This is a genomic window from Streptomyces sp. NRRL S-646, assembly GCF_000720765.1.
GTDB lineage: Bacteria > Actinomycetota > Actinomycetes > Streptomycetales > Streptomycetaceae > Streptomyces.
This window is the reverse complement of the sequence record NZ_JODC01000015.1, coordinates 122,652-149,452: the sequence shown is the minus strand read 5'-3', so window position 1 is coordinate 149,452 and position 26,801 is coordinate 122,652. Positions and strand designations below refer to the sequence as shown.

At 68.7% G+C, this 26,801-nt stretch carries 29 protein-coding genes, 1 tRNA gene and 1 pseudogene; 12 read left to right on the top strand and 19 right to left on the bottom strand.

All coding sequences use genetic code 11. The annotated features are described in order from the left end of the window. Window positions 1-160: 160 nt before the first annotated feature. Window positions 161-2,569 carry a transglycosylase domain-containing protein gene (locus tag IH68_RS0135830; RefSeq protein ID WP_030943673.1) on the top strand — a complete coding sequence of 803 codons (2,409 nt, stop codon included), beginning with the start codon at window positions 161-163 and terminating at the stop codon, window positions 2,567-2,569. Window positions 2,570-2,620: 51 nt separating this feature from the next. On the opposite strand, the gene IH68_RS0135825 is transcribed toward IH68_RS0135830, so the two are convergent. Both IH68_RS0135825 and IH68_RS0135820 read right to left on the bottom strand, forming a co-directional pair. After that, the gene (locus IH68_RS0135825; RefSeq protein WP_030943670.1) at window positions 2,621-2,977 is read right to left on the bottom strand and encodes a GroES family chaperonin; all 357 of its coding nucleotides are present in this window, start codon (window positions 2,975-2,977) and stop codon (window positions 2,621-2,623) included. Between the two features lie 54 nt (window positions 2,978-3,031). Beyond that, window positions 3,032-3,361, bottom strand: coding sequence for a DUF3618 domain-containing protein (locus tag IH68_RS0135820; protein ID WP_030943668.1), 330 nt, complete (start codon window positions 3,359-3,361; stop codon window positions 3,032-3,034). Window positions 3,362-3,495: 134 nt separating this feature from the next. Between IH68_RS0135820 and bcp the strand changes: the two genes are divergently transcribed. The 4 genes from bcp (at window position 3,496) to IH68_RS0135800 (ending at window position 5,517) form a co-directional block, all read left to right on the top strand. Further along, window positions 3,496-3,963: a thioredoxin-dependent thiol peroxidase gene (gene bcp / locus IH68_RS0135815; protein WP_030943666.1), complete on the top strand. Its 468-nt coding sequence runs from the start codon at window positions 3,496-3,498 to the stop codon at window positions 3,961-3,963. A 137-nt stretch (window positions 3,964-4,100) separates the two neighbouring features. Next, on the top strand, window positions 4,101-4,739 hold the full coding sequence (locus IH68_RS0135810) for an HNH endonuclease signature motif containing protein (protein ID WP_030943664.1): 639 nt from the start codon (window positions 4,101-4,103) through the stop codon (window positions 4,737-4,739). Beyond that, complete coding sequence (locus IH68_RS0135805; protein ID WP_030943662.1) at window positions 4,736-5,422, top strand: hypothetical protein; 687 nt, start codon at window positions 4,736-4,738, stop codon at window positions 5,420-5,422. Before IH68_RS0135810 ends, IH68_RS0135805 begins: the two co-directional genes overlap by 4 nt. A gap of 12 nt (window positions 5,423-5,434) precedes the next feature. Continuing rightward, a tRNA-Leu gene (locus IH68_RS0135800) sits at window positions 5,435-5,517 on the top strand. A 45-nt stretch (window positions 5,518-5,562) separates the two neighbouring features. Here the strand turns inward: IH68_RS0135800 and rdgB are convergent. From rdgB to IH68_RS0135780, 4 genes are all read right to left on the bottom strand, one after another. Beyond that, window positions 5,563-6,165: an RdgB/HAM1 family non-canonical purine NTP pyrophosphatase gene (gene rdgB, locus IH68_RS0135795; RefSeq protein WP_030943659.1), complete on the bottom strand. Its 603-nt coding sequence runs from the start codon at window positions 6,163-6,165 to the stop codon at window positions 5,563-5,565. Window positions 6,166-6,208: 43 nt separating this feature from the next. Next, window positions 6,209-6,607: a hypothetical protein gene (locus tag IH68_RS0135790; protein WP_030943655.1), complete on the bottom strand. Its 399-nt coding sequence runs from the start codon at window positions 6,605-6,607 to the stop codon at window positions 6,209-6,211. Between the two features lie 142 nt (window positions 6,608-6,749). Then, window positions 6,750-7,487, bottom strand: a complete 738-nt coding sequence (gene rph, locus IH68_RS0135785) for a ribonuclease PH (RefSeq protein WP_030943652.1) — start codon at window positions 7,485-7,487, stop codon at window positions 6,750-6,752. A gap of 105 nt (window positions 7,488-7,592) precedes the next feature. Further along, complete coding sequence (locus tag IH68_RS0135780) at window positions 7,593-7,826, bottom strand: glucose PTS transporter subunit EIIB (RefSeq protein WP_030943649.1); 234 nt, start codon at window positions 7,824-7,826, stop codon at window positions 7,593-7,595. Window positions 7,827-7,953: 127 nt separating this feature from the next. Here IH68_RS0135780 and IH68_RS50460 point away from each other — a divergent pair. Then, window positions 7,954-8,860, top strand: a pseudogene (locus tag IH68_RS50460) (PTS transporter subunit EIIC). A gap of 153 nt (window positions 8,861-9,013) precedes the next feature. Next, window positions 9,014-10,279, top strand: coding sequence for a PTS transporter subunit EIIC (locus IH68_RS0135770; RefSeq protein WP_030943646.1), 1,266 nt, complete (start codon window positions 9,014-9,016; stop codon window positions 10,277-10,279). Window positions 10,280-10,362: 83 nt separating this feature from the next. Here IH68_RS0135770 and IH68_RS0135765 read toward each other — a convergent pair whose 3' ends face one another. Then, entirely contained in the window at window positions 10,363-11,115 is a 753-nt protein-coding gene (locus IH68_RS0135765; protein ID WP_030943643.1) for an MBL fold metallo-hydrolase, read from the bottom strand. A gap of 234 nt (window positions 11,116-11,349) precedes the next feature. Here IH68_RS0135765 and IH68_RS0135760 point away from each other — a divergent pair, with 234 nt between their 5' ends. After that, window positions 11,350-11,802 (top strand): type II toxin-antitoxin system PemK/MazF family toxin, encoded by a 453-nt coding sequence (locus IH68_RS0135760; RefSeq protein WP_030943640.1) that lies wholly within the window; start codon window positions 11,350-11,352, stop codon window positions 11,800-11,802. A 43-nt stretch (window positions 11,803-11,845) separates the two neighbouring features. Here IH68_RS0135760 and IH68_RS0135755 read toward each other — a convergent pair whose 3' ends face one another. The 7 genes from IH68_RS0135755 to clpS all read right to left on the bottom strand — a co-directional run bounded on the left by IH68_RS0135755 (window position 11,846) and on the right by clpS (window position 16,579). Further along, a complete protein-coding gene (locus IH68_RS0135755) occupies window positions 11,846-12,796 on the bottom strand; it encodes a PLP-dependent cysteine synthase family protein (protein ID WP_030943637.1) in 951 nt (316 codons plus the stop codon). A 5-nt stretch (window positions 12,797-12,801) separates the two neighbouring features. Next, window positions 12,802-13,080 (bottom strand): MoaD/ThiS family protein, encoded by a 279-nt coding sequence (locus IH68_RS0135750; protein WP_030943634.1) that lies wholly within the window; start codon window positions 13,078-13,080, stop codon window positions 12,802-12,804. A 105-nt stretch (window positions 13,081-13,185) separates the two neighbouring features. Further along, window positions 13,186-13,287, bottom strand: a complete 102-nt coding sequence (locus tag IH68_RS59545; RefSeq protein ID WP_311736770.1) for a putative leader peptide — start codon at window positions 13,285-13,287, stop codon at window positions 13,186-13,188. Between the two features lie 79 nt (window positions 13,288-13,366). After that, on the bottom strand, window positions 13,367-13,789 hold the full coding sequence (locus IH68_RS0135740; protein WP_030943631.1) for a Mov34/MPN/PAD-1 family protein: 423 nt from the start codon (window positions 13,787-13,789) through the stop codon (window positions 13,367-13,369). A gap of 79 nt (window positions 13,790-13,868) precedes the next feature. Next, window positions 13,869-15,302 carry an amino acid permease gene (locus IH68_RS0135735; RefSeq protein WP_030943629.1) on the bottom strand — a complete coding sequence of 478 codons (1,434 nt, stop codon included), beginning with the start codon at window positions 15,300-15,302 and terminating at the stop codon, window positions 13,869-13,871. 344 nt (window positions 15,303-15,646) lie between these two features. Further along, a complete protein-coding gene (locus IH68_RS0135730) occupies window positions 15,647-16,249 on the bottom strand; it encodes a DUF2017 domain-containing protein (protein ID WP_030943627.1) in 603 nt (200 codons plus the stop codon). A gap of 12 nt (window positions 16,250-16,261) precedes the next feature. Further along, a complete protein-coding gene (gene clpS / locus IH68_RS0135725; RefSeq protein WP_030943626.1) occupies window positions 16,262-16,579 on the bottom strand; it encodes an ATP-dependent Clp protease adapter ClpS in 318 nt (105 codons plus the stop codon). A gap of 139 nt (window positions 16,580-16,718) precedes the next feature. On the opposite strand from clpS, the gene IH68_RS0135720 reads away from it, so the two are divergent. Both IH68_RS0135720 and IH68_RS0135715 read left to right on the top strand, forming a co-directional pair. Beyond that, window positions 16,719-18,065, top strand: a complete 1,347-nt coding sequence (locus IH68_RS0135720; protein WP_030943624.1) for a nicotinate phosphoribosyltransferase — start codon at window positions 16,719-16,721, stop codon at window positions 18,063-18,065. Between the two features lie 127 nt (window positions 18,066-18,192). Further along, on the top strand, window positions 18,193-18,783 hold the full coding sequence (locus tag IH68_RS0135715; protein WP_030943621.1) for an isochorismatase family protein: 591 nt from the start codon (window positions 18,193-18,195) through the stop codon (window positions 18,781-18,783). 13 nt (window positions 18,784-18,796) lie between these two features. Here the strand turns inward: IH68_RS0135715 and IH68_RS0135710 are convergent, their stop codons facing one another. Beyond that, complete coding sequence (locus IH68_RS0135710) at window positions 18,797-19,141, bottom strand: hypothetical protein (RefSeq protein WP_030943617.1); 345 nt, start codon at window positions 19,139-19,141, stop codon at window positions 18,797-18,799. A 133-nt stretch (window positions 19,142-19,274) separates the two neighbouring features. Then, window positions 19,275-21,626 carry an immune inhibitor A domain-containing protein gene (locus IH68_RS0135705; RefSeq protein ID WP_030943614.1) on the bottom strand — a complete coding sequence of 784 codons (2,352 nt, stop codon included), beginning with the start codon at window positions 21,624-21,626 and terminating at the stop codon, window positions 19,275-19,277. A gap of 333 nt (window positions 21,627-21,959) precedes the next feature. Between IH68_RS0135705 and IH68_RS0135700 the strand changes: the two genes are divergently transcribed. Further along, window positions 21,960-22,241 carry a hypothetical protein gene (locus IH68_RS0135700; protein ID WP_030943611.1) on the top strand — a complete coding sequence of 94 codons (282 nt, stop codon included), beginning with the start codon at window positions 21,960-21,962 and terminating at the stop codon, window positions 22,239-22,241. A gap of 147 nt (window positions 22,242-22,388) precedes the next feature. On the opposite strand, the gene IH68_RS0135695 is transcribed toward IH68_RS0135700, so the two are convergent. Together IH68_RS0135695 and IH68_RS0135690 are read right to left on the bottom strand one after the other, a co-directional pair. Continuing rightward, window positions 22,389-23,021, bottom strand: coding sequence for an RDD family protein (locus IH68_RS0135695; protein ID WP_030943608.1), 633 nt, complete (start codon window positions 23,019-23,021; stop codon window positions 22,389-22,391). 89 nt (window positions 23,022-23,110) lie between these two features. Continuing rightward, on the bottom strand, window positions 23,111-24,559 hold the full coding sequence (locus IH68_RS0135690; protein ID WP_030943605.1) for an RDD family protein: 1,449 nt from the start codon (window positions 24,557-24,559) through the stop codon (window positions 23,111-23,113). Between the two features lie 341 nt (window positions 24,560-24,900). On the opposite strand from IH68_RS0135690, the gene IH68_RS0135685 reads away from it, so the two are divergent. Then, window positions 24,901-25,314 (top strand): SsgA family sporulation/cell division regulator, encoded by a 414-nt coding sequence (locus IH68_RS0135685; RefSeq protein ID WP_030943602.1) that lies wholly within the window; start codon window positions 24,901-24,903, stop codon window positions 25,312-25,314. Between the two features lie 25 nt (window positions 25,315-25,339). Here the strand turns inward: IH68_RS0135685 and IH68_RS0135680 are convergent, their stop codons facing one another. Continuing rightward, complete coding sequence (locus tag IH68_RS0135680) at window positions 25,340-26,746, bottom strand: FAD-binding oxidoreductase (protein WP_030943599.1); 1,407 nt, start codon at window positions 26,744-26,746, stop codon at window positions 25,340-25,342. Between the last annotated feature and the right edge of the window lie 55 nt (window positions 26,747-26,801).

The window sequence follows — 26,801 nt, the reverse complement described above, 5'->3', positions numbered from 1 at the left end:
CTAGTCCGCAGGCAGTGACGTACGCCACGCATTTTCCCGGGGGGACGCGTGCCGTGATCCGGGAACGGAACGCATGGTGCGAGAGTCTTCAAGAGGGGATGCAGATGGCGTACGAGGGCGTACGGGAACGTACGACGCGAAACAGGAGTCCGTGCACGAGATGAGCGACGAGCCGCAGCCGCAGCAGCCGACCCAGGGCTGGGCACCGAGAGAGCCGCAAGGCGCGGCCGAGCCGGGCGCTCCCGAGCCGGGCGGCGCGAAACCGAAGCGGCCGAGGCGCACCGGCTGGCGCCGGCTCATCCCGACCTGGCGCATGGTGCTCGGCACCTTCGTCATCGGGATACTGCTGCTGATCGGCCTGTTCTTCCTCGGCTACTCGCTGGTGAAGATCCCGCCGGCCAACGCCCTCGCCACCAAGCAGGCCAACGTCTACCTCTACGCGGACGGCTCCCAGATCGCCCGTGACGGTGACATCAACCGGGAGAACGTGACGCTCGCCCAGGTCTCCAAGGACGCCCAGCACGCCGTCCTGGCCGCCGAGGACCGCGACTTCTACTCCGAGTCCGCCATCGACCCCAAGGCGATGCTGCGCGCGGCCTGGAACACCGCCACCGGCAAGGGCAAGCAGTCCGGTTCGACGATCACCCAGCAGTACGTGAAGAACTACTACCTCGCGCAGGAGCAGACCCTCACCCGCAAGGCCAGGGAGTTCTTCATCTCGATCAAGCTGGACCGGGAGCAGCCCAAGGACAAGATCCTCGAGGGCTACCTCAACACCAGCTACTTCGGCCGCAACGCCTACGGCATCCAGGCCGCCGCCCAGGCCTACTACGGCCAGAACGCCACCAGCCTCGACCCGGCCCACGCCGCCTACCTCGCCGCGCTCGTCAACGCCCCCAGCGAGTACGACGTGATCGCGCACCCCGAGAACAAGTCGGCGGCCGTGGCCCGCTGGAACTACGTCCTGGACGGCATGGTCAAGAAGGGCTGGCTGAGCGAGGCCAAGCGCGCCGGTCTCAAGTTCCCGATGCCGAAGGAACAGACCGCCTCCACCGGCATGTCCGGGCAGCGCGGCTACATCGTCACCGCGATCAGGGACTACCTCACCAAGAACAAGATCGTCACCACGGACGACCTCGAGGCCGGCGGTTACCGCATCACCACCACCCTGCAGAAGAGCAGGCAGAACGCCTTCGTGAAGGCCGTCAACGACAAGTTGATGTCCAAGCTCGACAAGAAGAACAACAAGGTCGACAACTACGTCCGCGCGGGCGGCGCCTCCGTCGACCCGAAGACCGGCAAGGTCGTCGCGATGTACGGCGGCATCGACTACGTCAAGCAGTACACGAACGGCGCGACCCGCGGCGACTTCCAGGTCGGCTCCACCTTCAAGCCCTTCGTCTTCACCTCGGCCGTCCAGAACCACTCCACGACGCAGGACGGCGAGACCATCACCCCGAACACCTACTACGACGGCACCAACAAGCGCCCCGTGGAGGGCTGGAACGGCGGCACCTACGCACCGGAGAACGAGGACGAGGTGTCGTACGGAGACATCAGCGTGCGCACCGCCACCGACAAGTCCGTCAACTCGGTGTACGCGCAGATGGCCGTTGACGTGGGCCCCGACAAGGTGAAGGACACGGCGGTCGCCCTCGGCATCCCGTCCGACACCCCCGACCTGACCTCGACCCCGTCCATCGCGCTCGGCGTGAACACCGCCAGCGTCCTCGACATGGCAGAGGCCTACGCGACGCTCGCCAACCACGGCGAGCACAGCGTGTACACGATGATCGAATCGATCACCAAGGACGGCAAGGACGTCGTGGACCTGCCGAAGGACACCACCTCGAAGGCCGTCAGCCGCGAGGCCGCCGACACCACCACATCCATCCTGCAGAGCGTCGTCGAGAACGGCACCGCGACCGCCGCCCAGAATGCGGGCCGCCCCGCCGCCGCCAAGACCGGCACCGCGGAGGAGGACACGGCCGCCTGGTTCGCCGGCTACACACCCGACCTCGCGACGGTCGTCTCCGTCATGGGCCAGGACCCGGTCACGGCCGCCCACAAGTCGCTGTACGGCGCAATGGGCCTGCCCCGCGTCAACGGCAGCGGCCCGCCCGCCCAGATCTGGGTGCAATACACCAAGGCCGCCCTCAAGGGGAAGCCGGTCACGGACTTCGACCTCCAGCTCCAGGCGGGCGCCGAAGAGACCGAGCCGCCCGTCACCACCGAACCCTCGCAGCAGCCCACCACGGGCGGCACCACCGGCCCCACGCCCACCACGAACGGCCAGAACAACCAGGGCCAGACCCAGGGCCAGAACAACGGCGGCACGACCAACGGCGGGACCAACACCACGGGCAACACCACGAACGGCGGAACCACGGGCGACAACACGAACGGCGGCACCACGAACGGCGGAAACACCACGACGGGCGGGACGACCGGCGACACGACGGACGGCGGGACGACGGACGGCACGGACACCGGAGGCACGACCGACGGCGGCACGACGGCCGGTACGGACGTGGGTACGTCCGCGGGCACGGGCGGCCCACCGACCTGAAGCGACGAAGAGGGCTGGTGACCATGGTCACCAGCCCTCTTCGTCGCTGTTCTACAGGTACAGCCCCGTCGTGTCCTCGGACCCCTCGAACCGGTCCGCGGCCACGGCATGCAGGTCACGCTCACGCATGAGCACATAGGCGACGCCCCGGACCTCCACCTCGGCACGGTCCTCCGGGTCGTACAGCACCCGGTCGCCCGGCTCCACGGTCCGTACGTTCTGCCCCACCGCTACGACCTCGGCCCAGGCCAGCCGACGCCCGACCGCCGCCGTGGCGGGAATCAGAATGCCCCCGCCCGACCGCCGCTCGCCCTCGCCGCTCTCCTGCTTGACCAGGACCCGGTCGTGCAGCATCCGGATGGGCAGCTTGTCGTGCTGGGTGCTGTGCTCGTTTCTCTTGGCGCTCACGCCTTGAACCTACCTGCCTTTACGGAGTCCCTACGCCGCCGGGTCGGCGCTTGCTCAGTCCCTGCGCCGCCGGGTACCGAGCGCGAGCAGGCCCACCAGTCCGACGGCGACGACCGCGACCGGCACGATCCGCTCCAGCCGGGGCGCGCCCTCCTCGTCCACGAACTGCGCCTTCACATCGCTCACGACCTTGTTGACCCCGACATAGGCCCGTCCCAGGGTCTGATCGATGTTCGACACGACCTTGGCCTTGGCATCCCCGACGATCGTCTTCGGATGCACCCGCACCCCGATCTCGTCGAGCGTCTCGGCCAGCACTTCGCGGCGGCGCCTGATGTCCGCCTCGATCTGCGCCGGGGTTCTGGTGTCCGACGTGTCCGCCACCGTAAGGCCTCCGAAGTCAGCTGATGCCTGCTGCTGCTTGCTGCTACTTGTTACTGCTTGGTGCTGCTTGTTCTGGACAGTCTGTCAGTTCCGCCCGCCCGTGCACTGTCAGGACCCCCGGTTACGCTGGTTCGATGAGCGAGCGACTCCAGCCCGGGGACGTGGCCCCCGACTTCACCCTCCCCGACGCCGACGGCAACGACGTGTCCCTCTCGGCCCACAAGGGCCGCAAGGTCATCGTCTACTTCTACCCCGCGGCCCTGACGCCCGGCTGCACCAAGCAGGCCTGCGACTTCACGGACAACCTGGAACTCCTGGCCGGCGCCGGCTACGACGTCATCGGCATCTCCCCGGACAAGCCGGAGAAGCTGGCCAAGTTCCGCGAGAAGGAGTCCCTGAAGATCACGCTGGCGGCCGACCCGGAGAAGACGGTCACCGAGGCGTACGGCGCGTACGGCGCGAAGAAGAACTACGGCAAGACGTACATGGGCGTCATCCGCTCGACGATCGTCGTGGACGAGGAGGGCAAGGTCGAACGGGCGCTGTACAACGTCCGCGCGACGGGTCACGTAGCCAAGATCATCAAGGACCTGGGCATCTGAGGCCCCGTTTCCGCTGCTCGACGGCCCGTACCGGACGGTTCCGGTACGGGCTGTTTTACGTTTCGGGCGTGACTGTCCGATAAACGGTTCGTTACTCCGTACGGGCTGCGAACGCGCGGCCGGAACGGAGGGGACCCATGGGGGCCAGTGCGTACACCAAGGAGCGGCTGGAGGAGGCGGCTCGGGGGGCGCGGACGTTGTCGGAGGCGTTGGGGAGATTGGGGGTGGATCCGAAGAGTTCGACGCGGCGGTACGTGTTCGAGCGGATGAAGAGGCTGGGCGTGGATGTCTCGCACTTCGAGCGCGAGGTGAAGTGGACGCGGGAGGTCCTTCAGGAGGCGGTTTCGGCATCGACGAACATGTGCGAGGTGCTGCGTCGGCTGGGGCTGGAGGTCGTCGGCGGTCACCACACGCACATCAGCCGCCGGATCAAGGCGTACGGCATCGACATCTCGCACTTCCAGGTGCCGACCCAACAGGGCAAGGCCTGGCGTCCCCGAACACCGGAGGGCCTGCTCGTCGAGCAGCCGACCGGCCAGGCTCGGCGCATCCCGAGCGATCGTCTCAAGTGGGCGATGACGGCCACAGGCATGCCGGGGCGCTGCGCGATGTGCGGCGTAGAAGCGGTCTGGCGAGGGCGCCCGCTCCCTCTGGAAGTCGACCACATCGACGGCAACTGGCGCGACAACCGCATCGAGAACCTCCGATTCCTGTGCCCCAACTGCCATTCGACGACGGACAGTTACCGAGGGCGCGGCAAAGGCAGGGCTTCATGAGCAGCGGCGTGCAGTACACCCGGGTACGGCTGGTCGAGGCCGCGGCGGAGTGCTCGGACATCGATGAGGTCATCGCGTTCTTCGGCACTCAGCCTTACGGCAATCTTCGCCACCATCTCTTCCGGCGGTTCGATCACTTCGGGATCGATATCTCTCACATGCCACGGCAGAGACGGGGCCAGCTGGTATGCAGGCCCACCGCCGAGGAACTGCGGTGCGCCGTCGCTGAGGCGACATCCATCGCTGGTGCTCTGCGCGCGCTGGGTATGGATCCATACCGCAGCCGACTGCGCGCCGATTTCCCTCTTTGGGTGGCCGAGGACGGTCTGGACACCTCCCACTTCCTGGGACAAGCACATCAACGCGGGAGGCCGGGCACGACCCCCGTCAAACGCGCCGAGGAGGTTCTCGTGCGGCACGACGGCGAGCGCCGGACGAGGACCCATCTGCTACGTCGCGCGCTTCGCGAATTGGGAGTGTCCGAGGAGTGCGCCGAGTGTGGCGTCGGCCCTGAATGGCTCGGCAAGCCAATGACGTTGGAGGTCGATCGCATCAACGGGGATTGGCGGGACGACCGACGCGAGAACCTGCGGTTGCTGTGTCCCAACTGCCATGCGACGACGAGCACCTGGTGTCGAGGGGGTCGGAGAGGCCCGCGTAAGCAAGCTCCGCGCGACCGGTAGCATGTCAGCTGCGCGGCCGTGGCGAAATGGCATACGCGAGGGCCTTAGAAGCCCTTGGGTGGAAACCCGTGTGGGTTCGAATCCCACCGGCCGCACCGGCCCTCACCTTTAGATCAAAGGTGAGGGCCGTGTCTCTGTCCTCAGCCCAACAACTCCCGAACCACCGGCACCAACGCCCTGAAGGCCTTCCCCCGATGGCTGATCGCGTTCTTCTCCTCGGGGCTCAGCTCCGCGCACGTCCGCGACTCCCCCTCCGGCTGCAGGATCGGGTCGTACCCGAACCCGTTCGTGCCGACCGGCGCGTGCCGCAGCACCCCCCGCAGCTGTCCCTCGACCACCCGTTCCCGGCCGTCCGGCAGCGCCAGCGCCGCCGCGCAGGCGAAGTGGGCGCCGCGGTGTTCGTCCGCGATGTCTCCGAGCTGGGCCAGGAGCAGTTCCAGGTTGGCGCGGTCGTCGCCGTGCTTGCCGGCCCAGCGGGCGGAGAAGATGCCGGGGGCGCCGTTCAGGACGTCGACACAGAGACCCGAGTCGTCGGCGACGGCCGGAAGACCCGTGGCCTGGGCCAGGGCATGGGCCTTCAGCAGGGCGTTCTCGGCGAATGTCACGCCCGTTTCCTTGACGTCGGGGACGTCCGGGTAGGCGTCTGCGCCGACCAGGTCGTGGGGCAGGCCTGCGTCGGCGAGGATCGCCCTGAGCTCGGTGATTTTTCCGGCGTTGCGGGTGGCGAGGATCAAGCGCGTCATGTCGACCAGTATTCCGGCTCCCGGCGCTCCCCCGCCCCGCCCGTTACGACGTGCACACCTTCGTCAGTTCGCCTGCCGCGTCCGTGACCGGGCTGACGTCGGGGGTGTTGTCGCCGTTCTTGATGGCGGTGCGGACGTTCGAGACGGCCTTGTTGAGGTCGTCGACCGCCTTGTTGACGTCGGCGTTGTCGGTCTTGTCGCCGATCTTGTCGAGGTTCTTGTCTATGGAGGCGAGCGACTCGTCGAGCTGGGTCGGGTCGTTCGAGGCGTTTTCCACGGCCTGCTGGAGGTCGGTGACGCTGTCGGCGATGGTGTCGGCGGTCTGGACGCAGTCCAGGGCCTTGTTGACGGCGTCGCAGCCGGTGGTGAGGCCTGCGGTCAGCCCGATGGCTGCCAGTGCTGCGATGGTGGTGGTGATGCGGCGGCCTCGGCTCGCGGCCATGACTGTGGTCCCTCCGTTGTCCAGGCCCGTGGGCCCCCCGTACTGGCCGGGCGCACGGTGGTGTGCCGTGCGCCCGTACTCGTAGGGACGCTGGGACGGGCAGCGGGGTTGCCCCGGGCCGCCGTTCCGCTTGGTGCGTCCTTTACTTTTCGAGGACCGTATCAAGAGCCTTGCGCTGAAGGACAGCGAGTTCCGAGCAGCCGGAAACCGCCAGGTCCAGAAGGGAGTTGAGCTCCTCGCGGGCGAACGGCTCGGCCTCCGCGGTGCCCTGGACCTCGACGAAGCGGCCGTCGCCGGTGCAGACGACGTTCATGTCGGTGTCGGCCCGCACGTCCTCCTCGTAGCAGAGGTCGAGGAGGGGGATGCCGCCGACGATGCCGACCGAGACCGCCGAGACGGTGCCGGTGAGCGGCTGGCGGCCGGCCTTGATCAGCTTCTTGCCCTGAGCCCAGGCGACGGCGTCGGCCAGTGCCACGTACGCGCCGGTGATCGCAGCGGTACGCGTGCCGCCGTCAGCCTGCAGGACGTCGCAGTCGAGGACGATGGTGTTCTCGCCGAGTGCCTTGTAGTCGATGACCGCGCGCAGGGAGCGGCCGATGAGGCGGCTGATCTCGTGGGTGCGGCCGCCGATCTTGCCGCGTACGGACTCGCGGTCGCCGCGGGTGTTGGTGGCGCGGGGCAGCATGGAGTACTCGGCGGTGACCCAGCCCTCGCCGCTGCCCTTGCGCCAGCGGGGGACGCCTTCGGTGACGGAGGCGGTGCAGAAGACCTTGGTGTCGCCGAAGGCGATGAGGACGGAGCCCTCGGCGTGCTTGCTCCAGCCCCGTTCGATGGTGATGGGGCGGAGTTGTTCGGGGGTGCGGCCGTCGATTCGAGACATGGCGACGAGCCTAGCCGTACGAGCGGAAAGGGCCCCTCCCGCGGTGGGAAGGGGCCCCAATGAGTGAGTGTGGGCCGGGTCGGCCGTGGCTCAGCTCATGTCTGTTCACATCATGTCTTCGATCTCCGCGGCGATGGGGTCGGCGTCGGTGCCGATGACGACCTGGATCGCGGTGCCCATCTTGACGACGCCGTGGGCGCCGGCGGCCTTCAGGGCGGTCTCGTCGACCAGCGAGGCGTCGCTGACCTCGGTGCGCAGCCGAGTGATGCAGCCCTCGATCTCCTCGATGTTGTCGATGCCGCCGAGCCCGGCAACGATCTTCTCAGCCTTGCTGGCCATGTCAGTCTCCTCACGCACGGTTGGCTCAACTTCGCGAGCGATTGCGTCGTGCGTACCGAAGGATGACGTCACAGCAGCCATATCGCCCGTAACTGGTCTACACCACCTGACAGGCGGTCGCCAACCCATGAGTGCCACCACGGAGATCTCCCCTGCCCGGAGGCGATGGAACAGCCTATTTCAGGGTCTGCAGAAGATGGGCCGCAGTCTCCAGTTGCCGATCGCGGTGCTGCCGGCGGCGGGCATCCTCAACCGGCTGGGGCAGCCGGACGTGTTCGGGGACGACGGGCTGGGGTGGACGAACGTCTCGAAGGTGATGGGCGGTGCGGGCGGCGCGCTGCTCGACGGTTCTCTGGGGCTTCCGCTTCTCTTCTGTGTCGGCGTTGCGATCGGTATGGCGAAGAAGGCCGACGGTTCGACGGCGCTGGCGGCGGTCGCGGGTTTCTCGTCTACTACAACGTGCTGCGCCAGTTCCCGAAGGACTGCGTGGGCGGGGCGAAGGCGGTGGCCGGGATCGGCTGTCAGGCGTCCGACGGCACGGTGACGGTGTTCACGTACCAGAATCCGGGTATCTTCGGGGGCTCGGTTTCTTCAACGGGCGGCGGCTGGTCCCGATCATCATGGCGTTCGTTGCGATCGCGTTCGCCGCGCTGTGCCTGTGGATCTGGCCGCCCATCGGTGACGGCCTGGAGAACTTCAGCGACTGGCTCGACGGACTCGACGCCTGGGGCGCGGGCATCTTCGGGGTCGCGAACCGGGCGCTGCTGGTGGTGGGGCTGCACCAGTTCCTGAACGTGCCCATCTGGTTCCAGTTCGGCAGCTACACGAAGCCGGACGGGTCGGTGGTGCACGGTGGCATCAACATGTTCCTGGCGGGCGATCCGAACGCGGGCCAGTTCACGTCCGGGTTCTTCCCGATCATGATGTTCGCGCTGGTCTACTACGTGGTCTTCCGTTTCGCGATCACGAGGTTCGATCTGAGGACTCCGGGGCGGGAGCCGGAGGAGGAGCACGACGACGTCACGAAGGCCTGACAGCCCACCAGAAAACAGCGGGTTCCTTATCCGGCCTTCACCGTGCTACAACAGGTCTACACCACAGGTCTACACCACTGAGTGGTACAGACCAGCGACGCCGCCGTCCTCTTCCCCTGTCCCCGGGCGGCGCTCTGCCCCCTGGAGGAAGTTGTGACCACGGCCAGCGCCGCTCCCGCGGCCGAGAAGAAGAAGGGCCCCGGCGCGATGGCTGTGCTGCAGCGTATCGGCCGCAGCCTGATGCTGCCGGTGGCCGTCCTGCCCGCCGCCGCCCTGCTGGTGCGGCTGGGCAACACGGACATGCTCGGACGCCCGTCCTTCCCCACGTTCCTCACGAAGATCGCGGGGTTCATGGCGGCGGGCGGCAACGCGATCCTCGACAACATGGCGCTGCTGTTCGCCGTGGGCATCGCGATCGGCTTCGCCAAGAAGTCGGACGGCTCGACGGCGCTCGCCGCGGTCGTCGGCTACCTGGTCTTCAAGAACGTGCTGGCCACGTTCACGGACAAGAACCTGCCGAAGGTGGCGACGGCCGTCGACGGCAAGGTCGTCATGGTGAACGCCCCGGTCGACGCCAAGGTGCTCGGCGGTGTGGTGATGGGCCTCGTGGTCGCACTGCTCTACCAGCGCTTCTACCGCACCAAGCTGCCGGACTGGGCGGGCTTCTTCGGCGGCCGCCGACTCGTACCGATCCTGTCGGCCTTCGCGGGCCTGGTCATCGGCATCGTCTTCGGCTACATCTGGCCGGTCCTCGGCACGGGTCTGCACAACTTCGGCGAGTGGCTGGTGGGGTCGGGCGCGGTCGGCGCGGGCATCTTCGGTGTGGCCAACCGTGCGCTGATCCCGATCGGCATGCACCACCTGCTGAACTCGTTCCCGTGGTTCCAGGCCGGCGACTACCACGGCAAGAGCGGTGACATCGCGCGCTTCCTGGCGGGCGACCCGACCGCGGGCCAGTTCATGACCGGCTTCTTCCCGATCATGATGTTCGGTCTGCCGGCGGCCTGTCTCGCGATCGTGCACTGCGCCCGTCCGGAGCGCCGCAAGGTGGTCGGCGGCATGATGTTCTCGATCGCGCTGACGTCGTTCGTGACGGGTGTGACCGAGCCGATCGAGTTCACCTTCATGTTCATCGCGCCGGTCCTGTACGCCATCCACGCGGTCCTCACCGGTGTCTCGCTGGCGCTGACCTGGGCGCTCGGCATGAAGGACGGCTTCGGCTTCTCGGCGGGCGTGGTGGACTTCGGCCTGAACTGGGGCATCGCGACCAACCCGCTGGGGCTGATCCTGGTGGGCCTTTGCTTCGGCGTCCTCTACTACGTGATCTTCCGCTTCGCGATCATCAGGTTCAACCTGCCGACGCCGGGCCGCGAGTCCGACGAGGAACTGGCGGAACTGCAGAAGGCGGAGGCCAAGTAGGCCTGCCCCAACGTGCGCGAAGGCTCCCGGAACCCCTGGTTCCGGGAGCCTTCGGCATGTGCGCTGGATCTCGTACGACTGCTTCAGATCTCGTACGTCTGCCCCGGCGCCGCCAGGGCCACCGGGCCGTCGAACACCGCACGGGCGTCGGCCAGGTTGACCTGCGGGTCGGTCCACGGCGGGATGTGGGTCAGGACCAGGCGCCGGGCGCCCGCCCGGGCCGCCGCCTCGCCCGCCTCGCGGCCGTTGAGGTGCAGGTCGGGGATGCTTTCCTTGCCGTGCGTGAAAGCGGCCTCGCACAGGAACAGGTCGGTGTCGCGGGCGAGTTCGTCCAGGACGGAAGTCGTGCCCGTGTCGCCGGAGTAGGTCAGGGACGTCCCACCGTGCTCGATGCGGATGCCGTACGCCTCCACGGGATGGGCCACGCGTTCCGTGTGCACCGTGAACGGGCCGATCTCGAACGTGGACGGCTTGACCGTGTGGAAGTCGAAGACCTCGCTCATGGAGGAGGCGGTGGGGGTGTCGGCGTAGGCGGTGGTGAGCCGGTGCTCGGTGCCCTCGGGTCCGTAGACCGGGATGGGGTCGCAGCGGCCGCCGTCGTGCCGGTAGTAGCGCGCCACGAAGTAGGCGCACATGTCGATGCAGTGGTCGGCGTGCAGATGGCTGAGGAAGATCGCGTCGAGGTCGTAGAGACCGCAGTGGCGCTGCAGCTCGCCAAGGGCACCGTTGCCCATGTCGAGAAGCAGCCGGAAGCCGTCGGCCTCTACGAGGTAGCTCGAGCAGGCCGATTCCGCGGACGGGAACGACCCCGAGCAACCGACGACGGTGAGCTTCATGAAGCAGAAACCTCCGCTGGCGGGAACTTTTCCGGGAAGGAGAACGGGGGTCGTGCGGTCCGTCGAGCGTAAGGCGCAAAAGGTCCGGTCGCTCCTCAGGCAAGGGCTGTTGTGGGCGAACTCACCTGTGGTGTCACCGGTTCGGCTGGAAGCGGGGCGGGTGTGGCGTGAGAGGGCGAGCACGGGTTGCACAGAGGGCGCGCGGCGCTGATCGTGCGCCGGTAACGTCTTCGTATGGACACGTCATGGTGGCTCGCGCTCGCCGCGGTGATACTGCTCGCGCTGGTCGCCACGCTTGTCGACGGCTGGGGGCGGGGGCGGCGGCCGGAAGGGCGCCGGACGCGGCCGCCGGGTCGGCCGGGCGTGCGGGGTGGCGGGCGGCCCAAGCCCGCGGAGATCTGGTGGGCGAACGTTCCCTACGAGGACCGGCCGGGCAACAAGGACCGACCCTGTCTGGTGCTGGTGGTGCACGGGGAGCGGGCGGTCGTCGCGAAGATCACCAGCAAGTACCACGACGAGCGGGCCGGGGTGATCCCGTTGCCTCCGGGCGCCGTGGGCGATGCGCAGGGGCGCGCGAGCTTCCTGGAGACGGACGAGCTGCGCGAGGTGCCGGTGTGGGAGTTCCGGCGGCGGGTGGGTGTGGTGGACCCGGTCCTGTGGGACCAGGTCCGTCACCTGGCTACGTAAGCCCTTCGAGCAGGCTCACGAATCGAGCAGGCTCATTGAACGACTACGCCCAGAGCTGCCCGTGCAGCGTCTCGATCGCTTCCTCCGTCGTGGCCGCCGTGTAGACGCCCGTCGACAGGTACTTCCAGCCGCCGTCGGCCACGACGAACACGATGTCCGCGCTCTCGCCGGCCTTGACCGCCTTGTTGCCGACGCCGATCGCCGCGTGCAGGGCCGCGCCGGTGGAGACGCCCGCGAAGATGCCCTCCTGCTGGAGGAGTTCACGGGTGCGGGTGACGGCGTCCGCCGAGCCGACGGAGAAGCGGGTCGTCAGCACGGAGGCGTCGTACAGCTCCGGTACGAAGCCCTCGTCGAGGTTCCTGAGCCCGTAGACCAGGTCGTCGTAGCGCGGTTCAGCGGCGACGATCTTCACGTCCGGCTTGTTCTCGCGCAGGAAGCGGCCGACGCCCATCAGCGTGCCCGTCGTGCCGAGGCCCGCCACGAAGTGGGTGACCGAGGGGAGGTCGGCGAGGATCTCGGGGCCGGTCGTCGCGTAGTGCGCGCCCGCGTTGTCCGGATTGCCGTACTGGTAGAGCATCACCCAGTCCGGGTGCTCGGCCGAGAGTTCCTTGGCCACCCTGACCGCGGTGTTGGAACCGCCCGCCGCCGGGGAGGAGATGATCTCCGCGCCCCACATGCCGAGCAGGTCGCGGCGCTCCTGCGAGGTGTTCTCGGGCATCACGCACACCATGCGGTAGCCCTTGAGCTTCGCGGCCATGGCGAGCGAGATGCCGGTGTTGCCGCTCGTCGGCTCCAGGATCGTGCAGCCGGGGGTCAGGCGGCCGTCCTTCTCCGCCTGTTCGATCATGTGCAGGGCGGGCCGGTCCTTGACCGAGCCGGTGGGGTTGCGGTCCTCCAGTTTGGCCCAGATGCGGACGTCCTCGGACGGCGACAACCGCGGCAGGCGCACCAGAGGGGTGTTGCCCACCGCGGCCAGCGGGGAGTCGTAGCGCATGCGGATCAGGCCATGCCGCCGGCCACGGCCGGCAGGATCGTCACGTTGTCGCCGTCGGCGACCTTGGTGTTGATGCCCTCGAGGAAGCGGACGTCCTCGTCGTTCAGGTAGACGTTGACGAAGCGGCGCAGCTCGCCGTTGTCCACGATGCGGGCCTGGATGCCCGCATGCCGGGTCTCGAGGTCGGCGAAGAGCTCGGCGAGGGTGTCCCCGTTGCCCTCCACCGCCTTCTGGCCGTCGGTGTAGGTGCGAAGGATGGTGGGGATGCGGACCTCGATGGCCATGGCTCAGGGCTCCTGTCGGGAGTAGTCAGTCGGTGGGCGCGCGGCAGCGCAGTACAGCAGGTGGTGCCTGAGGCGCCGCGGCTCACGGCCGTACGGCGGCAGGGGTCAGCGCGTACAGATGGCGCTCTGCAGCCTGCACAGGTCGACGTGCAGCCGCGCCACGAGCAGCATGCCCGGCGTCTTGTCGCTCACGTCGTGGAAAACCATGGGGTCATCGTATCGATTCCCGGTCCGGGTCCCGGAGTGTGATCTCGCATACTGGACGGATTCTGACCGAACCGCGAGATCAGTAGGCCTCCACGACCGTGACCTCCTCCTCCGCGACCTCGCCCTCCACGATCCGGTACGAGCGGAACTGGAAGTCGCCGAGGCCGTCGGTGTCCGCGGTGGAGACCAGGACGTAGTGGGCGCCGGGCTCGTTGGCGTAGGAGATGTCGGTGCGGGACGGGTAGGCCTCGGTCGCGGTGTGGGAGTGGTAGATGACCACCGGCTCCTCGTCGCGGTCGTCCATCTCGCGGTAGAGCTTGAGCAGGTCGCCGGAGTCGAACTCGTAGAACGTGGGCGACATGGCCGCGTTCAGCATCGGGATGAACCGCTCGGGACGGTCCGACCCGGCCGGGCCCGCGACGACGCCGCACGCCTCGTCGGGGTGGTCCTTGCGCGCGTGCGCGACGATCTGGTCGACGAGGGCCTGGGTGATGGTCAGCATGCTCGTCAGGATAAGCAGAGGGCCGCCCCGTACCGATGGGTGGTACGGGACGGCCCGGATGCCGAACAGGGGGCGTCGGTCAGCCGACCTTCTCCAGCTCCGGCTCGCGCCGCCGGGTGACCTCCGGGTTGCTCGCCTTGAGGATCGCCCAGCCGATACCGAGGACGACCGCCCAGCCGGCCATCACATAGAGGCAGACGCGGGAGTCGGCGTCGTAGGCGATCAGGCCGGTGACGAAGAGCAGGAACACGATGGCGATGTACGAGCACACCGCGCCGCCCGGCGCCGGGAAGGACGAGGCGGGCAGCCGGCCCGCGACGACCGCGCGGCGGTAGAGGACGTGGCTGATCAGGATCATCAGCCAGGTCCAGATGCCGGCCGCGGTGGCCACCGAGGTGACGTAGCCGAAGGCCTTCTCCGGGACGATGTAGTTGAGGACCACGCCGATGCCCATGAAGGCCACGGAGACCGTGATGCCGAGGGCCGGCGTCTTGGAGGCCGACAGCTTGGAGAAGGCGCGCGGGGCCTCGCCGTTGTCGGCCAGCGTGCGCAGCATGCGGCCCGTGGAGTACATGCCCGAGTTGCAGGAGGACAGGGCCGCGGTCAGGACGACGAAGTTGACGATGCCCGCGCCGGCCGGGATGCCGATCAGCGCGAACGCCTTCACGAAGGGGCTGACGCCGTCCGCGAACTCGGTCCACTTGACGACACAGAGGATGACGGTGAGCGCGCCGACGTAGAACAGCGCGATGCGCCAGGGCAGGGTGTTGATCGCCTTGGGAAGGGTCTTCTCCGGGTCCTCGGACTCGCCGGCCGTGACGCCGACCAGCTCGACGGCGAGGTAGGCGAACATGACGCCCTGCAGGGTCATCAGGGACGAGCCGACGCCCTTGGGGAAGAAGCCGTCGAACTGCCAGAGGTTGGCGACGGAGGCGGTGTCACCGGCGGCGCTGAAGCCGAAGGTGAGGACACCGAGGCCGATGACGATCATGCCGATCAGCGCGGTGACCTTGACCATCGAGAACCAGAACTCCAGCTCGCCGAAGAGCTTCACGGAGATCAGGTTGGCCCCGAAGAGGATCACCAGGAAGACCAGGGCGGTCGTCCATTGCGGGACGTGCGGGAACCAGTAGTGGACGTAGATCGCGGCGGCCGTCAGCTCGGCCATGCCGGTCACGACCCACATCAGCCAGTACGTCCAGGCGGTGAAGTAGCCGAAGAACGGGCCGAGGAACTCGCGGGAGTACTCCGCGAAGGAGCCCGAGACCGGGCGGTAGAGGAGCAGCTCGCCGAGCGCCCGCATGATGAAGAAGATGATCACGCCCGCGAGGGCGTACATGAAGATGAGGCTGGGGCCGGCCTTGGCGATGTTCGCCCCGGCACCCAGGAAGAGGCCGACGCCGATGGCGCCGCCGATCGCGATCATCTGGACCTGACGGCTGCCCAGTCCGCGCTCGTACCCCTCTTCGGCCCCTTCGGGGGCGTTGTCCGTACCGACCTGAGCGGAGGTCATGTGGTGGTGCGCCTTTCTCCATTCCGACCCCGGGCCTCTCGTCGGCCCCGGATCGGGTCTCGATCCCCCCGGATTGATGGAGTTGAGCGGGTTTTGCGGACCCGCCCGTGCCTGGCCGGCGATCCGCCGGCTCGGTGGCGCACCCGGCCGAACATGGGTGGTGTTCGCCGGGCGGTCGTGAAGATTTATCACGGCCGCAACCTTGATCAACTGTGTGAGATGTGGCGCATCACACAAGAAGAAGGGGACATACGGGACACAAGACGGGCACACCTGACCGGAGCGGTGATGCGATCGTTATCCGGATTTGAGCGTCCTCTGAGCGAACACAAAAGCGTCACATCTCAGGGCATAAGGGTCGAGACGAGCGTCTCCTGGAGTCCGCCCAGCCACAGATACGCCATCACCATCGGCTTGCGCGGGTCCTCGTCCGGGAGGCGGTAGAGGAGGTCGGTGTCGTCCTCGTCGGTGATCTCCAGCCGGGAGCCGATCGCCAGGCGCAGGTCGTTGAGGGCGCCGAGCCACTGTCGGGACTCCTCGGGGGACAGCTTGAGGATCGCGCCGCCGTCTCCGGCCGGCGTGAGCGCGTCCAGGGAGCGGATCACGGCGAGGGCGCTCTCGCGCTTGGCGGCGCGCAGGTCGTTCTCCGTGAAACGGCGGAACTCGGCGGAGTACGCCTGCTGCTCCTCGGCCTCCTTGGGCCCGGGGGTGCCCTCCGGGTCGCTGTAGGCGTCCGGGAAGAGCCGCTTGAGCACGGGGTCCTTCGGGGGCTCGCTCGGGCCCTCGGCGAAGAGCTCGGCCAGCGGGTCGTCGGGGGCGTCCTCACCGGGGCCGGGTCCGATGAGCTCCAGGAGCTGGACGGCCAGCGACCGGATGATGGAGATCTCGACGTCGTCGAGCGCGACGGCCGCGCCGCCGCCGGGGAGCGGTTCGAAGGTTCCTGGCATCAGGTTGAGTCGCTACTTCCGGTCCTGCTGGAGGGTGGCCCACAGTCCGTAGCCGTGCATCGCCTGCACGTCGCGTTCCATCTCCTCGCGAGTGCCGCTGGAGACGACCGCCCGGCCCTTGTGGTGGACATCGAGCATGAGCTTGGTGGCCTTGTCCTTGGTGTAGCCGAAGTACGTCTGGAAGACGTACGTCACATAGCTCATGAGGTTGACCGGGTCGTTGTGGACGATCGTGACCCAGGGGACGTCCGGCTCGGGTACGGCGAAGACCTCTTCCGCGGATTCGGTCCGTTCGATCTCAAGGGGAGCGGGTGACGTCACACAGCCCATGCTGCCACGGGCCCTACAAATCGTCACACTGACGCAAAGGGGTGTACCATCTGTCGTCATGCTGCACACACCGGGGGACAACCCCCGGACCCCCGGCCGACCTGGGGGCACCCGGCGAGTCATAGCTAGGAGAGCTTTCGTGGACGTAGCGGACCTTGGGCTGCCGGTGGACGTTCCCTCGACGGCGCTCTTCACGGACCAGTACGAGCTCACGATGCTGCAGGCCGCCCTCAGGGCCGGTACGGCCGAACGGCGAAGCGTCTTCGAGGTCTTCACCCGGCGGCTGCCGGAGGGGCGGCGCTACGGCGTCGTGGCCGGCACCGGGCGGGTCCTGGACGCCGTCGAGAACTTCCGTTTCGACGCGGACGTCCTGGGCTTCCTGCGCGAGCGGAACATCGTCGACGAGGCGACCCTCGAGTGGCTCGCCTCCTACCGCTTCTCCGGTGACGTGTGGGGCTATCCGGAGGGCGAGGTGTACTTCCCGGGCTCGCCGATCATGCGGGTCGAGGGGTCGTTCGCCGAGTGCGTGCTGCTGGAGACGGTGATCCTCTCCATCCTCAACCACGACTCCGCGATCGCGGCGGCCGCCTCCCGGATGTCCTCGGCCGCCGGGCAGCGCCCGCTGATCGAGATGGGCGCCCGGCGTACGCACGAGCTCGCCGCCGTCGCCGCCTCCCGCGCCGCGTACGTGGGCGGCTTCGCCTCCACCTCGGACCTCGCGGCCGGCTTCCGCTACAACATCCCGACCGTCGGCACCTCCGCGCACGCCTTCACCCTCCTGCACGACCGCGAGCGGGACGCCTTCCAGGCCCAGGTGAACTCGCTCGGCCGGAACACCACCCTGCTCGTGGACACCTACGACGTCGCCGAGGCCGTCCGGACGGCCGTCCAGATCGCCGGGCCGGAGCTGGGCGCCGTGCGCATCGACTCCGGCGATCTGCTGCTGGTCGCGCACCGGGTACGGCAGCAGCTGGACGAGCTGGGCGCGACGGCAACGAAGATCATCGTGACCTCGGACCTCGACGAGTACGCCATCGCCTCGCTCGCCGCGGCGCCCGTGGACGCGTACGGCGTCGGTACGCAGCTGGTGACCGGGTCCGGGCATCCGACCTGCTCGATGGTGTACAAGCTGGTCGCCCGCGCCGAGTCCGCCGACCCGAAGGCGCCGCTGGTGCCGGTGGCGAAGAAGTCCAGCGGCGGCAAGACGTCCATCGGCGGCCGCAAGTGGGCCGCGCGAAGGCCGGACGCGGACGGCGTCGCGGAGGCCGAGGTCGTCGGCACCGGCACCGTCCCGGCCGAGCTGGCGGACCGGCAGCTGCTGGTCGAGCTGGTCAAGGGCGGCGACGTGGTGGCGCGCGAGCCGCTGGACGTCGTACGCGACCGGCACACGGCCGCGCGCGCCAACCTGCCGCTGTCCGCGACCCAGCTCTCGCGCGGGGAACCGGTCATTCCGACGGAGTACGTGCACGGGCGCTCGGGTAGCTAAAGCAAGTGCCGCCGGATACGCCCCGTAACGCCCCCTCCCCTACCGGACGGGAACTCAATACGCTCGGAAGTTCAATGGCCGGGCCCGCACCCCTCCCCCGACCCCATCGTCGAGAAGGACACCCACCATGCGCCGCGCCTTGATCGTCGTTGACGTGCAGAACGACTTCTGCGAGGGGGGCAGCCTCGCCGTGGCCGGAGGTGCCGACGTCGCCGCCGCCATCACCGAGCTGATCGGGCAGGCGGGCGGCTCCGGCTACCGGCACGTGGTGGCCACCCGCGACCACCACATCGCACCCGGCGGCCACTTCGCCGACAACCCCGACTTCCAGCACTCCTGGCCCGCGCACTGCGTCGCGGGCACCGAGGGCGTCGGCTTCCACCCGAACTTCGCGCCCGCCGTCGCCTCCGGGGCGGTCGACGCCGTCTTCGACAAGGGGGCGTACGCGGCGGCGTACAGCGGGTTCGAGGGGGCCGACGAGAACGGCGTGAAGCTCGCCGACTGGCTGCGCGCCCGGGAGGTCGGCGAGGTCGACGTCGTCGGGATCGCCACCGACCACTGCGTGCGCGCCACCGCCCTGGACGCCGCGCGGGAGGGCTTCCGCACCCAGGTACTGCTCGACCTGACCGCCGGGGTGGCCGAGGAGACCACGGAGCGGGCGCTGGAGGAGCTGCGTGAGGCGGGCGTGGAGCTCTCCGGGAAGCCTGTCGTCGCCTAGGGGCCGCCCGGGCTCACGCGGGAGCCGTGGGGCGCCGTAGCAGGGCCCTGACCGGGTGCCACAGCTCCTGGGGGAGCTCCGGGCCGTGCACGACACCGTTGTCGGGTGCCGTGCGCCATATGAGGCCGTCGGGGTGGTGCAGGACCGCGGTGATCTCGTCGGGCGTCGGCGGGGCGGCGTTGCCACGCAGGTACACCGCCCGCATGCCCAGGTTGCGCAGCCTGGTCAGGGCGCGCGCCCGGTTCTGGGCGTGCACGAGGAAGCGTATGCAGCCCGTGCCGTCGGCGGCGGGGCTGGGCAGGTTCAGCGCCACCACCACGCTGCCTGTCGGCAGCTTGCAGAAACCTCCTGCGGCCATGCAGTCACACCCCCGTGCGAGTCGTTGTCGTTACCGGTGTCAATAAGGGAAGCACAGGACGCACCTAAACACGATCGGCGGCGACCCGCCAGGGGGTCACCGCCGATACGCTTCTGACCTGCGCAAATACCGACTACTTCACCGCGGGGCCCACCTCGACCTTGATCGTCGAGCCGTCCTTGGCCTCCTTGACGATCCTGATCTTGGTGTTGGTGTCAGTGATCTTGACTCCCGCGAAGGGGGTCGAGTCGTCGTAGTACGTGCTCGTGTGGTCGTCGAAGACCGGCACGCCCTTCGACGACGGGATCTTCGTTACGACGTCCGCGTTGTGCAGCGTGATGCCGTCCGTGCGGTACAGGCTGAACGGCGAGTCGTAGGACTGGATACGGCTGCGCATCAGCGTGCCGTCGGACCACTTCAGCGCCGTGGGGTGCGAGTCGACCGGCAGGACCAGGCCGGCACCGGGGTGCTGGCTGGTGTTGTTGTCCTGCTGCGAGGTGTCCCACTTCCAGATCAACAGGCCGTTCTGGTACGGGTAGTGCTCCACCCAGTCCGGACGGGTCGTCGAGAAGCCGAAGTTGTACGGACCGACCTTGAGCGTCTTGTCGTACGACACGTACTGGCGGTTCTCGGCGATGTAGTACTGCTTGTAGTCCTTGGTGAAGGACGCGCCGATGCGGGAGAAACCGGCTGCGGTCCAACCCGGGTCCGCGCTCTCGGCGTTGTCGGTGAACAGCGCCGTGCCGTCCGCGGTCACCGTGATCTCGTCGGCAGCGAAGCCCTTCTGCGCCACACCGCTGTCGGTCTGGTAGCGGAAGCGCAGGCCGATCTTCTTGCCCGCGTAGGCGTCCAGCGAGTACGACAGCTTCTTGTAGCCGTCGACCGTGCCCGTCAGCGCCGGCTTGCCGCTGCCGTCGCGCGGGATGGCCTGGCCGTCCACCGTGCCGTCGAGCGGGGTCCAGTTGGCGCCGTCGTCGGTCGACACCTCGGTGTAGAGGTAGTCGAAGTTGGCCTCGGTGTCGTAGTAGCCGTCGAGAGTCAGCGTGGCCTTGGACTTGCCGGTGAGGTCGACCGACCGGGTCAGCGTGTTCTTGAGGTCGTTGCCGCTGCCGCTCCACCACTGGGTCGAGCCCTGCGCCGGGGTGACCACATTGGTGGTGACCGCCTTGTCGGGCAGCGAGACCACCAGAGCCTGCTTGTTCTTGGTGTTGTACTCGGCGACACCCAGCTTGTGCTTCGACTTCGTCGCGGCCTTCGCCGTGTCGTAGTTCAGCCAGCCCAACTGCAGCTTGTCCCAGGCGTTGAAGTTGCCCGGCAGGTCGCCGATGGCGTCCTTGCCGGTGCCGAGCCAGGACCCGTTGGACATCAGCGTCCAGAAACCGGTCGAGTTCTCACCGGCGTTGGTGGTGTCGTAGTGGTCCGGCAGGCCCAGATCGTGGCCGTACTCGTGGGCGAAGACGCCGAGTCCGCCGTTCTCCGGCTGGATGGTGTAGTCGCCGACCCAGATGCCGGTGTCGCCGATCTGCGCGCCACCCAGCTTGTTGCCCGTGGGACCGGTGCTGCCGGAGTCGCTGCCGAACGCGTACCAGCGGTGCGCCCAGATCGCGTCCTTGCCCTGGACCCCGCCGCCCGCGGACTCGTCCTCTCCGGCGTGCACGATCTGGAAGTGGTCGATGTAGCCGTCGGGCTCGTTGAAGTTGCCGTCGTGGTCGTAGTCGTAGCGGTCCCACTGGTCGAACTTCGCCAGGTCCGTCCTGATGTCGGCGTCGGACTTGCCGGCCGCCTTCTGCTGGGCGACCCACGCGGTGACGCCGTCGCTGACGACGTTCCACACGCTGGGGCAGTTGGTGGAGCCGCAGGCGTTGTTGCCGTAGCGGGCCTCGTTGTAGGGGACCTTGACCCAGTCGGCGACCTCGCCGTCCACCGAGTAGCGGCCCGAGGACTGCTTCTCGTAGAAGGACTTCATGGAGTCGGTGCCGGACCCGAAGTAGAGGTCCTGGAAGTGCTGCCGGTTGTAGTCCGCCTGCCAGGCGGTCGAGTTGTCCTTCGCCCGGTCGGGCTGGGCTATCCCGTTGTGCGCGGGGCCCACCGTGCCGCCGTACGTGCTGTCGATCTTGTCGCCGAACTCGACCAGGATCGTGAAGATCTTGTCGGTCTTCTCCCGGCCCAGTTCTACGTACTTGCGGTCGCCCTTCTTGCTCTTCAGCTGGACGACCTGCGAACCGCCCCGGTCCTTGACCTGGGCCTGGCCGGATATGACCTGGTTCAGGGCCTCCTGGCGCTGGGCATCCTGGGTCTTGGAGAGCGGACCGTCGAGGTCGTCCTGCTCCATGCTCCTGACCGCCGCCGGGTCATGGCGGTCACGGGTGGCCGTCGCGGCCGGGTCGGCGGCCTGGGCCACGGCGAACGTCGAGAACGTGGCGGTGGCCGCCGCGAGCGCGACGCCGACCGCGGTTGCTCTGAACGTCCAGGGTTTTGGGGTCACTTGAGTTCCTCTTGGTCAAGGTGGCAAGTCAAGTGACGCAATTTGACTAGAGGTCGGCAAGAAAGAACAGACCTTGACTTGGACACAACAATTGCACTATGCGGAGTTGAAGTCCGCTTTACGGACGCCCTGACCGGCGCGTTCGAACGTCCACTTGATGGACGCCATGACTCCGTGCGCCCCCTGTGCACCGGCACTGTTGGTTAGGTCACGCTTACTGTTCGTTCCACTCGGGCATGCACGCGATTAGAGTCGGTTGGCGGACTGCCCGGAAATCGGCAGAAACCCAGGCTGACTCCCCCGTGGACCCCCACTTCCGAGGACACGATTGCCATGCCTCGTCCGACGCCCGCCCAGCTCGTCTACGGTTCGTGCACCGTGATCTTCTCGACGCTCGCCATGCTGCTGCTGTCGCAGACGAGTTCGGGCGTGGGGATCGCGGTCATCGCCTTCGCGGCACTCGCTCTCGGGCTCCTGGTCGCCATGACGGTTCCGCTGCCGAAGCCGAGGGTTGTCGCGGTGCAGCAGCCTCCGGCGGTTGCGGAGGAAATGCCCGTACGGGCCGCGGTGGCTGCGGCGGCACCCGAGCCGGTGCACGAGCGCGCTGCATCCTGAACGAGGCGCTCCATCGGACGTGCCACGATCTGCCGTCGCGCGTCTGCGGCAGCAGCGTGGCCGGTCGCTCCCCGCGACGGAGCCGGATATCGGCTGTGACATCAGCCGCTGCCGCGGCGGGGCCCCGCGCCCCTTCAGGGCGGTGGCTCAACTGGTGCTCACCACAACCGTCTTGGCGGCCTTGTCGTGCAGGCCCTGTTTGTACGGGCGGTCGAAGTAGCTCCAGCCGCCCGAGATCGCGGTCCAGATGCAGGCGCAGCAGAACGCGAACGGGATCCACAGGACCGCCGAACGGACCAGTGAGGTCTGTACGGAGGGGGTGGAGCCGTTGTCGAGGTTGGCCACGCGCATGCTCAGCCACTTCTTGCCGAGCGTCTGTCCCGTCCTGCTGATCAGATACGTGTCGTAGCCGATGTAGAGCACGGCGGCGATCAGCGACTGCGCGAAGGACTTGCTGTAGGAGAGGTTGTTGCCGTTCACGTCGTACTCGTGCACGTTGAACGCCCAGGTGAGCAGCCAGACGACGATGCCCACGAGGATCAGGTCGATGATCCGGGCGAGCGTGCGCCTGCCGCTGTCGGCGAGCGGGGGCATACCGGCGAGCGGGTCGGTGGGGTACTGGCCGCCGCCGTAGGGGTCACCGCCGCCGTACGGCGGGGGTTGCCCGCCGCCACCGGCTGCGTCGTACGGTGAGCCCGGTCCCTGGCCTGGAGGGGGCTGCTTCCTGAACGGGTCGTCCTCCGGCGGTCCGCCGGATCCGGGGGGCGGTTCGCTGCTCATGGCCCGAGTGGACCGCGAACCTCCCGGCTCCGCATCCGGCGAACGGCCGTCCGGAGTACCGAATCGGCTGGTGCATCCGTCGTATGCGGTCAGCCCGCGACGAACGTACCCGCGGCCTTGTCGTGCCAGCACTGGTGCCACGGGCGGTCGAACACGCACCACGCGACGCCCACGACACCGACCCCGAGCAGGCCGGGCACGCTGTAGACGAGCCAGCGGCGCAGCGCCCCGCCGAAGGTCGGCGGCTCGTGCGCCTCGATGTCCCGCACCTCCAGGCCCAGCAGCTTCTTGCCGAGGGTGCGGCCCCACTTGGCGGTGGGCAGCACCTCGTAGAGGACGCCGAAGACGAGCAGGACGGCCAGGATGATGCCCAGGTACAGCGACGTCGTTCCGTCCAGCAGCCAGACGGTCACGGTCTGGCCGGAGAGCCTGGCCTCGTCGATCTTCTCGTTGACGTGGTCGACCGCCTTGGTGCCGAGCGGTACGGCGGCCACGGCCGTGACGGCCGCGAGGACGACGGTGTCCAGCAGCCGGGCGGCCAGCCGCTTGCCGAGGGCCGCGGGGCGGGCCGCCGCCTGGCGCCTGGCGGCCGCCTGGAAGATGTCCTCGACCGGCGGCTTCCAGGGGGCGACGGGCTGGTCCTCGTCGGCACCCGCGAGCCGGTGCACCTGCTGCGCCCAGGAGTGCTGACCGCCGCCGGGGCCGCTGGTCATGGGGGCGGCGACGGGGGCGGGCGCCTGCGCGGCGGGGGGCTGGGCGGCCGCTGCGGGCCGGGCGCCGCCGCCCTGCGGCGGGATCACCGGGGTGGCCTGCTGGGGGCCCGAAGGGGCGGGCTGCCCCTGCGCCGCGGCGGCGCGGTCGGCGGCCGCCTTGCCCGCGCCGAAGCCGGGCGCCCCCGTGCTGCCGTTCTGCGCCCCGCCCTGCCTGCCCGTGCGCTGGGACAGCGCACGGAACGTCATGGTGCCCTCGTCGGCGGCGGGGCCACCGGGGCCGGGGATGCCGTGGCCGGCCGCTGCCGGGGGCTCCGTCTCCCCGGTCTGTGCCGTCGGCCTGCGGAACACGAAGGTGCCGCCGGAGGCCGGGTCGTCCGCGTCCGAGTCCGCCGGCGGGATCGTCGCCGTGCCGTCGGTGCGGGACGCCTGGCCGTCCGGCCGGGCCGGGGCGCCGTCGGCGAGGCGCGGGTCGGCGGACTGCGGGTTTCCCCAGGACACCCGGCGGTCCTGGTCGCCGCCGAAGCCGGACTGCTGGGAACTGTCGGCGCCCCAGGCGGTCGCGGGTTCGGACCGGCTCCCGTGCTGGGCCGGGGCCGACTGCGGCGCGGGGTCCTCGTCGAAGAAGTGCGGTCCCGTCTCCTCGACCGGAGCCGGGTCGCCGCCGGGCGGCGGGGCGAGCGACTCGCCGTCCGTCGGAGCCGGACGGCTGGTGCCCGGTACCCAGGACGCACCGTTCCAGTACCGGACATATCCAGGAATGGACGGGTCCGGGTAATACCCTTCGCGGGGCCTGTTGTCACCGGGGGCCGGGGTTGGGGCGCTCATGTCCGTCGTCCCGTATCTGCTCGGGGGTGAATATGGGGGCCTCCACATCTATCAGACCCACGCAACCCCCACCGACAGTCCCGCCAGTCCCACCCCTTTCCGGGCAACCTCGTACATGTACTTCACACGAGTGGAACCCAGGGCGCCACGAATCTTTCGGCCGGGGGTCCGGGGGTGGCCCCCGGGAAGACACAGCCGGGCAACGCCGTGCACCGCCCTCACACGTTCGGAAAAAAATTCTCCGAACCCGCGTAATGCTCGCGTGCCTCTCCCCTCTCCACGTGTACGGGCCCACCCGCAGGGCGGCCCCGCACACCTGCCCGAGAGAGGAACCGCACGACATGCACTACACCGTGGTGGAGCGCGAACTGGAGCTCAGACTCATCCTTTCGCCGGAGCGCAGCATTCCGGTGCCGGCCCGGCTGAGCTACCGAACCGACGACCCGTACGCCGTCCACATCACCTTCCACATCAACTCCGAGAACCCCGTGTACTGGACGTTCTCCCGCGACCTCCTGGTGGAGGGCGTGTTCCGGGCCTGCGGGCACGGGGACGTGCGGGTGTGGCCGACCAAGTCGGAGGGCCGCAGCGTCGTGCTGATGGCGCTGAGTTCACCCGACGGTGACGCCCTGCTTGAGGCGCCGGCCGCTCAGGTGTCGGCCTGGCTGGAGCGGACGCTGCGGGTGGTTCCCCCGGGGACTGAGGGCGAGCAACTGGGGATCGACGACGCGCTCGACCAGCTGCTCGCCCAGTGACCTCGGCGATCCCGGCGGAACGGGATCAGAACAGCTTGCCCGGGTTCAGGATGCCCAGCGGGTCGAAGACCTGCTTGACCGCCCGCTGCATCTCCACCCCCACCGGGCCGATCTCGCGCGCCAGCCACTCCTTCTTCAGGACGCCCACGCCGTGCTCGCCGGTGATCGTGCCGCCGAGTTCCAGGCCCAGCGCCATGATCTCGTCGAAGGACTCGCGGGCGCGCCGGGACTCGTCGGGGTCGGCGGCGTCGAAGCAGACCGTCGGATGGGTGTTGCCGTCTCCGGCGTGGGCGACGACCCCGATGGTGAGCTGGTACTTCTCGGCGATCCGCTCGGTTCCTTCGAGCATCTCGCCGAGCCTGGACCGGGGCACGCACACGTCGTCGATCATCGTCGTACCGCTGACGGCTTCGAGCGCGGTGAGCGACAACCGCCGCGCCTGGAACAGGAGTTCGGACTCGGCGAAGTCGTCGGCCGGGACGACCTGGGTGGCGCCGGCCGCCTCGCACAGCGCGCCGAGGGCGGCGAGGTCGGCGGCGGGGTCCGGGGTGTCGAAGGCGGCCAGGAGCAGGGCTTCCGTGGTCTCCGGGAGGCCCATGTGCGCGAGGTCGTTGACCGCCTTGACCGTCGTACGATCCATGAGTTCGAGGAGCGACGGGACGTGGCCGCCCTCCATGATCCGGCACACGGCGTCGCAGGCGGCGGCGCCCGACGCGAACTCGGCGGCCAGTACGAGCTGCTGCGGCGGCTGCGGCCTGAGGGCCAGGATCGCCCGTACGACGATGCCGAGCGAGCCCTCGGAGCCGACGAAGAGCCGGGTGAGGTCGTAACCGGCGACGCCCTTGGCCGTACGGCGGCCGGTGGACATGAGTCGCCCGTCGGCCAGCACCACCTCCAGGCCGAGCACGTACTCGGCCGTGACCCCGTACTTCACACAGCACAGACCGCCCGAGGCCGTCCCGATGTTGCCGCCGATCGTGCACATCTCCCAGCTGGACGGGTCCGGCGGGTAGTACAGGCCGTGTTCGCCGACCGCACGGGAGAGGGTCGCGTTGATGACGCCCGGTTCGACCACGGCGACGCGGTCGACGGGATTGATCTCCAGGATGCGGTCCATCTTCGTCAGGGACAGCACGATGCAGCCGTCGGAGGCGTTGGCGCCGCCCGACAGGCCCGTGCGGGCGCCCTGCGGGACGACCGGGACACGCAGTTCGGTGGCGATGCGCATGACGTGCTGGACTTCTTCGACCGTGCGGGGCAGCACGACCACCGCGGGGGTGCCGGCCGGGCAGAAGCTGGCCATGTCGTTGGCGTAGGAGGCCGTGACGTCCGGGTCGGTCAGGACGGCCTCGGCGGGCAGACCGCCCAGCAGACGGTCGACGAGGTTTCCGGTCGCTTCGTCGCGAGGCGCTTCGATACGGCTCATGATCACAGCGTCGCACCCGGGGCCATCGGTGTGAACCCCGTCTACGGCACTGGACGTATGC

Coding starts and splice junctions, on each gene's coding strand:
- IH68_RS0135830 (WP_030943673.1), top strand. CDS start 161: ATGAGCGACGAGCCGCAGCCGCAGCAGCCGACCCAGGGCTGGGCACCG.
- bcp (WP_030943666.1), top strand. CDS start 3,496: ATGAGCGAGCGACTCCAGCCCGGGGACGTGGCCCCCGACTTCACCCTC.
- IH68_RS0135810 (WP_030943664.1), top strand. CDS start 4,101: ATGGGGGCCAGTGCGTACACCAAGGAGCGGCTGGAGGAGGCGGCTCGG.
- IH68_RS0135805 (WP_030943662.1), top strand. CDS start 4,736: ATGAGCAGCGGCGTGCAGTACACCCGGGTACGGCTGGTCGAGGCCGCG.
- rdgB (WP_030943659.1), bottom strand. CDS start 6,165: ATGACGCGCTTGATCCTCGCCACCCGCAACGCCGGAAAAATCACCGAG.
- IH68_RS0135790 (WP_030943655.1), bottom strand. CDS start 6,607: ATGGCCGCGAGCCGAGGCCGCCGCATCACCACCACCATCGCAGCACTG.
- rph (WP_030943652.1), bottom strand. CDS start 7,487: ATGTCTCGAATCGACGGCCGCACCCCCGAACAACTCCGCCCCATCACC.
- IH68_RS0135780 (WP_030943649.1), bottom strand. CDS start 7,826: ATGGCCAGCAAGGCTGAGAAGATCGTTGCCGGGCTCGGCGGCATCGAC.
- IH68_RS0135765 (WP_030943643.1), bottom strand. CDS start 11,115: ATGAAGCTCACCGTCGTCGGTTGCTCGGGGTCGTTCCCGTCCGCGGAA.
- IH68_RS0135760 (WP_030943640.1), top strand. CDS start 11,350: ATGGACACGTCATGGTGGCTCGCGCTCGCCGCGGTGATACTGCTCGCG.
- IH68_RS0135755 (WP_030943637.1), bottom strand. CDS start 12,796: ATGCGCTACGACTCCCCGCTGGCCGCGGTGGGCAACACCCCTCTGGTG.
- IH68_RS0135750 (WP_030943634.1), bottom strand. CDS start 13,080: ATGGCCATCGAGGTCCGCATCCCCACCATCCTTCGCACCTACACCGAC.
- IH68_RS59545 (WP_311736770.1), bottom strand. CDS start 13,287: ATGGTTTTCCACGACGTGAGCGACAAGACGCCGGGCATGCTGCTCGTG.
- IH68_RS0135740 (WP_030943631.1), bottom strand. CDS start 13,789: ATGCTGACCATCACCCAGGCCCTCGTCGACCAGATCGTCGCGCACGCG.
- IH68_RS0135735 (WP_030943629.1), bottom strand. CDS start 15,302: ATGACCTCCGCTCAGGTCGGTACGGACAACGCCCCCGAAGGGGCCGAA.
- IH68_RS0135730 (WP_030943627.1), bottom strand. CDS start 16,249: ATGCCAGGAACCTTCGAACCGCTCCCCGGCGGCGGCGCGGCCGTCGCG.
- clpS (WP_030943626.1), bottom strand. CDS start 16,579: ATGGGCTGTGTGACGTCACCCGCTCCCCTTGAGATCGAACGGACCGAA.
- IH68_RS0135715 (WP_030943621.1), top strand. CDS start 18,193: ATGCGCCGCGCCTTGATCGTCGTTGACGTGCAGAACGACTTCTGCGAG.
- IH68_RS0135710 (WP_030943617.1), bottom strand. CDS start 19,141: ATGGCCGCAGGAGGTTTCTGCAAGCTGCCGACAGGCAGCGTGGTGGTG.
- IH68_RS0135700 (WP_030943611.1), top strand. CDS start 21,960: ATGCCTCGTCCGACGCCCGCCCAGCTCGTCTACGGTTCGTGCACCGTG.
- IH68_RS0135695 (WP_030943608.1), bottom strand. CDS start 23,021: ATGAGCAGCGAACCGCCCCCCGGATCCGGCGGACCGCCGGAGGACGAC.
- IH68_RS0135690 (WP_030943605.1), bottom strand. CDS start 24,559: ATGAGCGCCCCAACCCCGGCCCCCGGTGACAACAGGCCCCGCGAAGGG.
- IH68_RS0135685 (WP_030943602.1), top strand. CDS start 24,901: ATGCACTACACCGTGGTGGAGCGCGAACTGGAGCTCAGACTCATCCTT.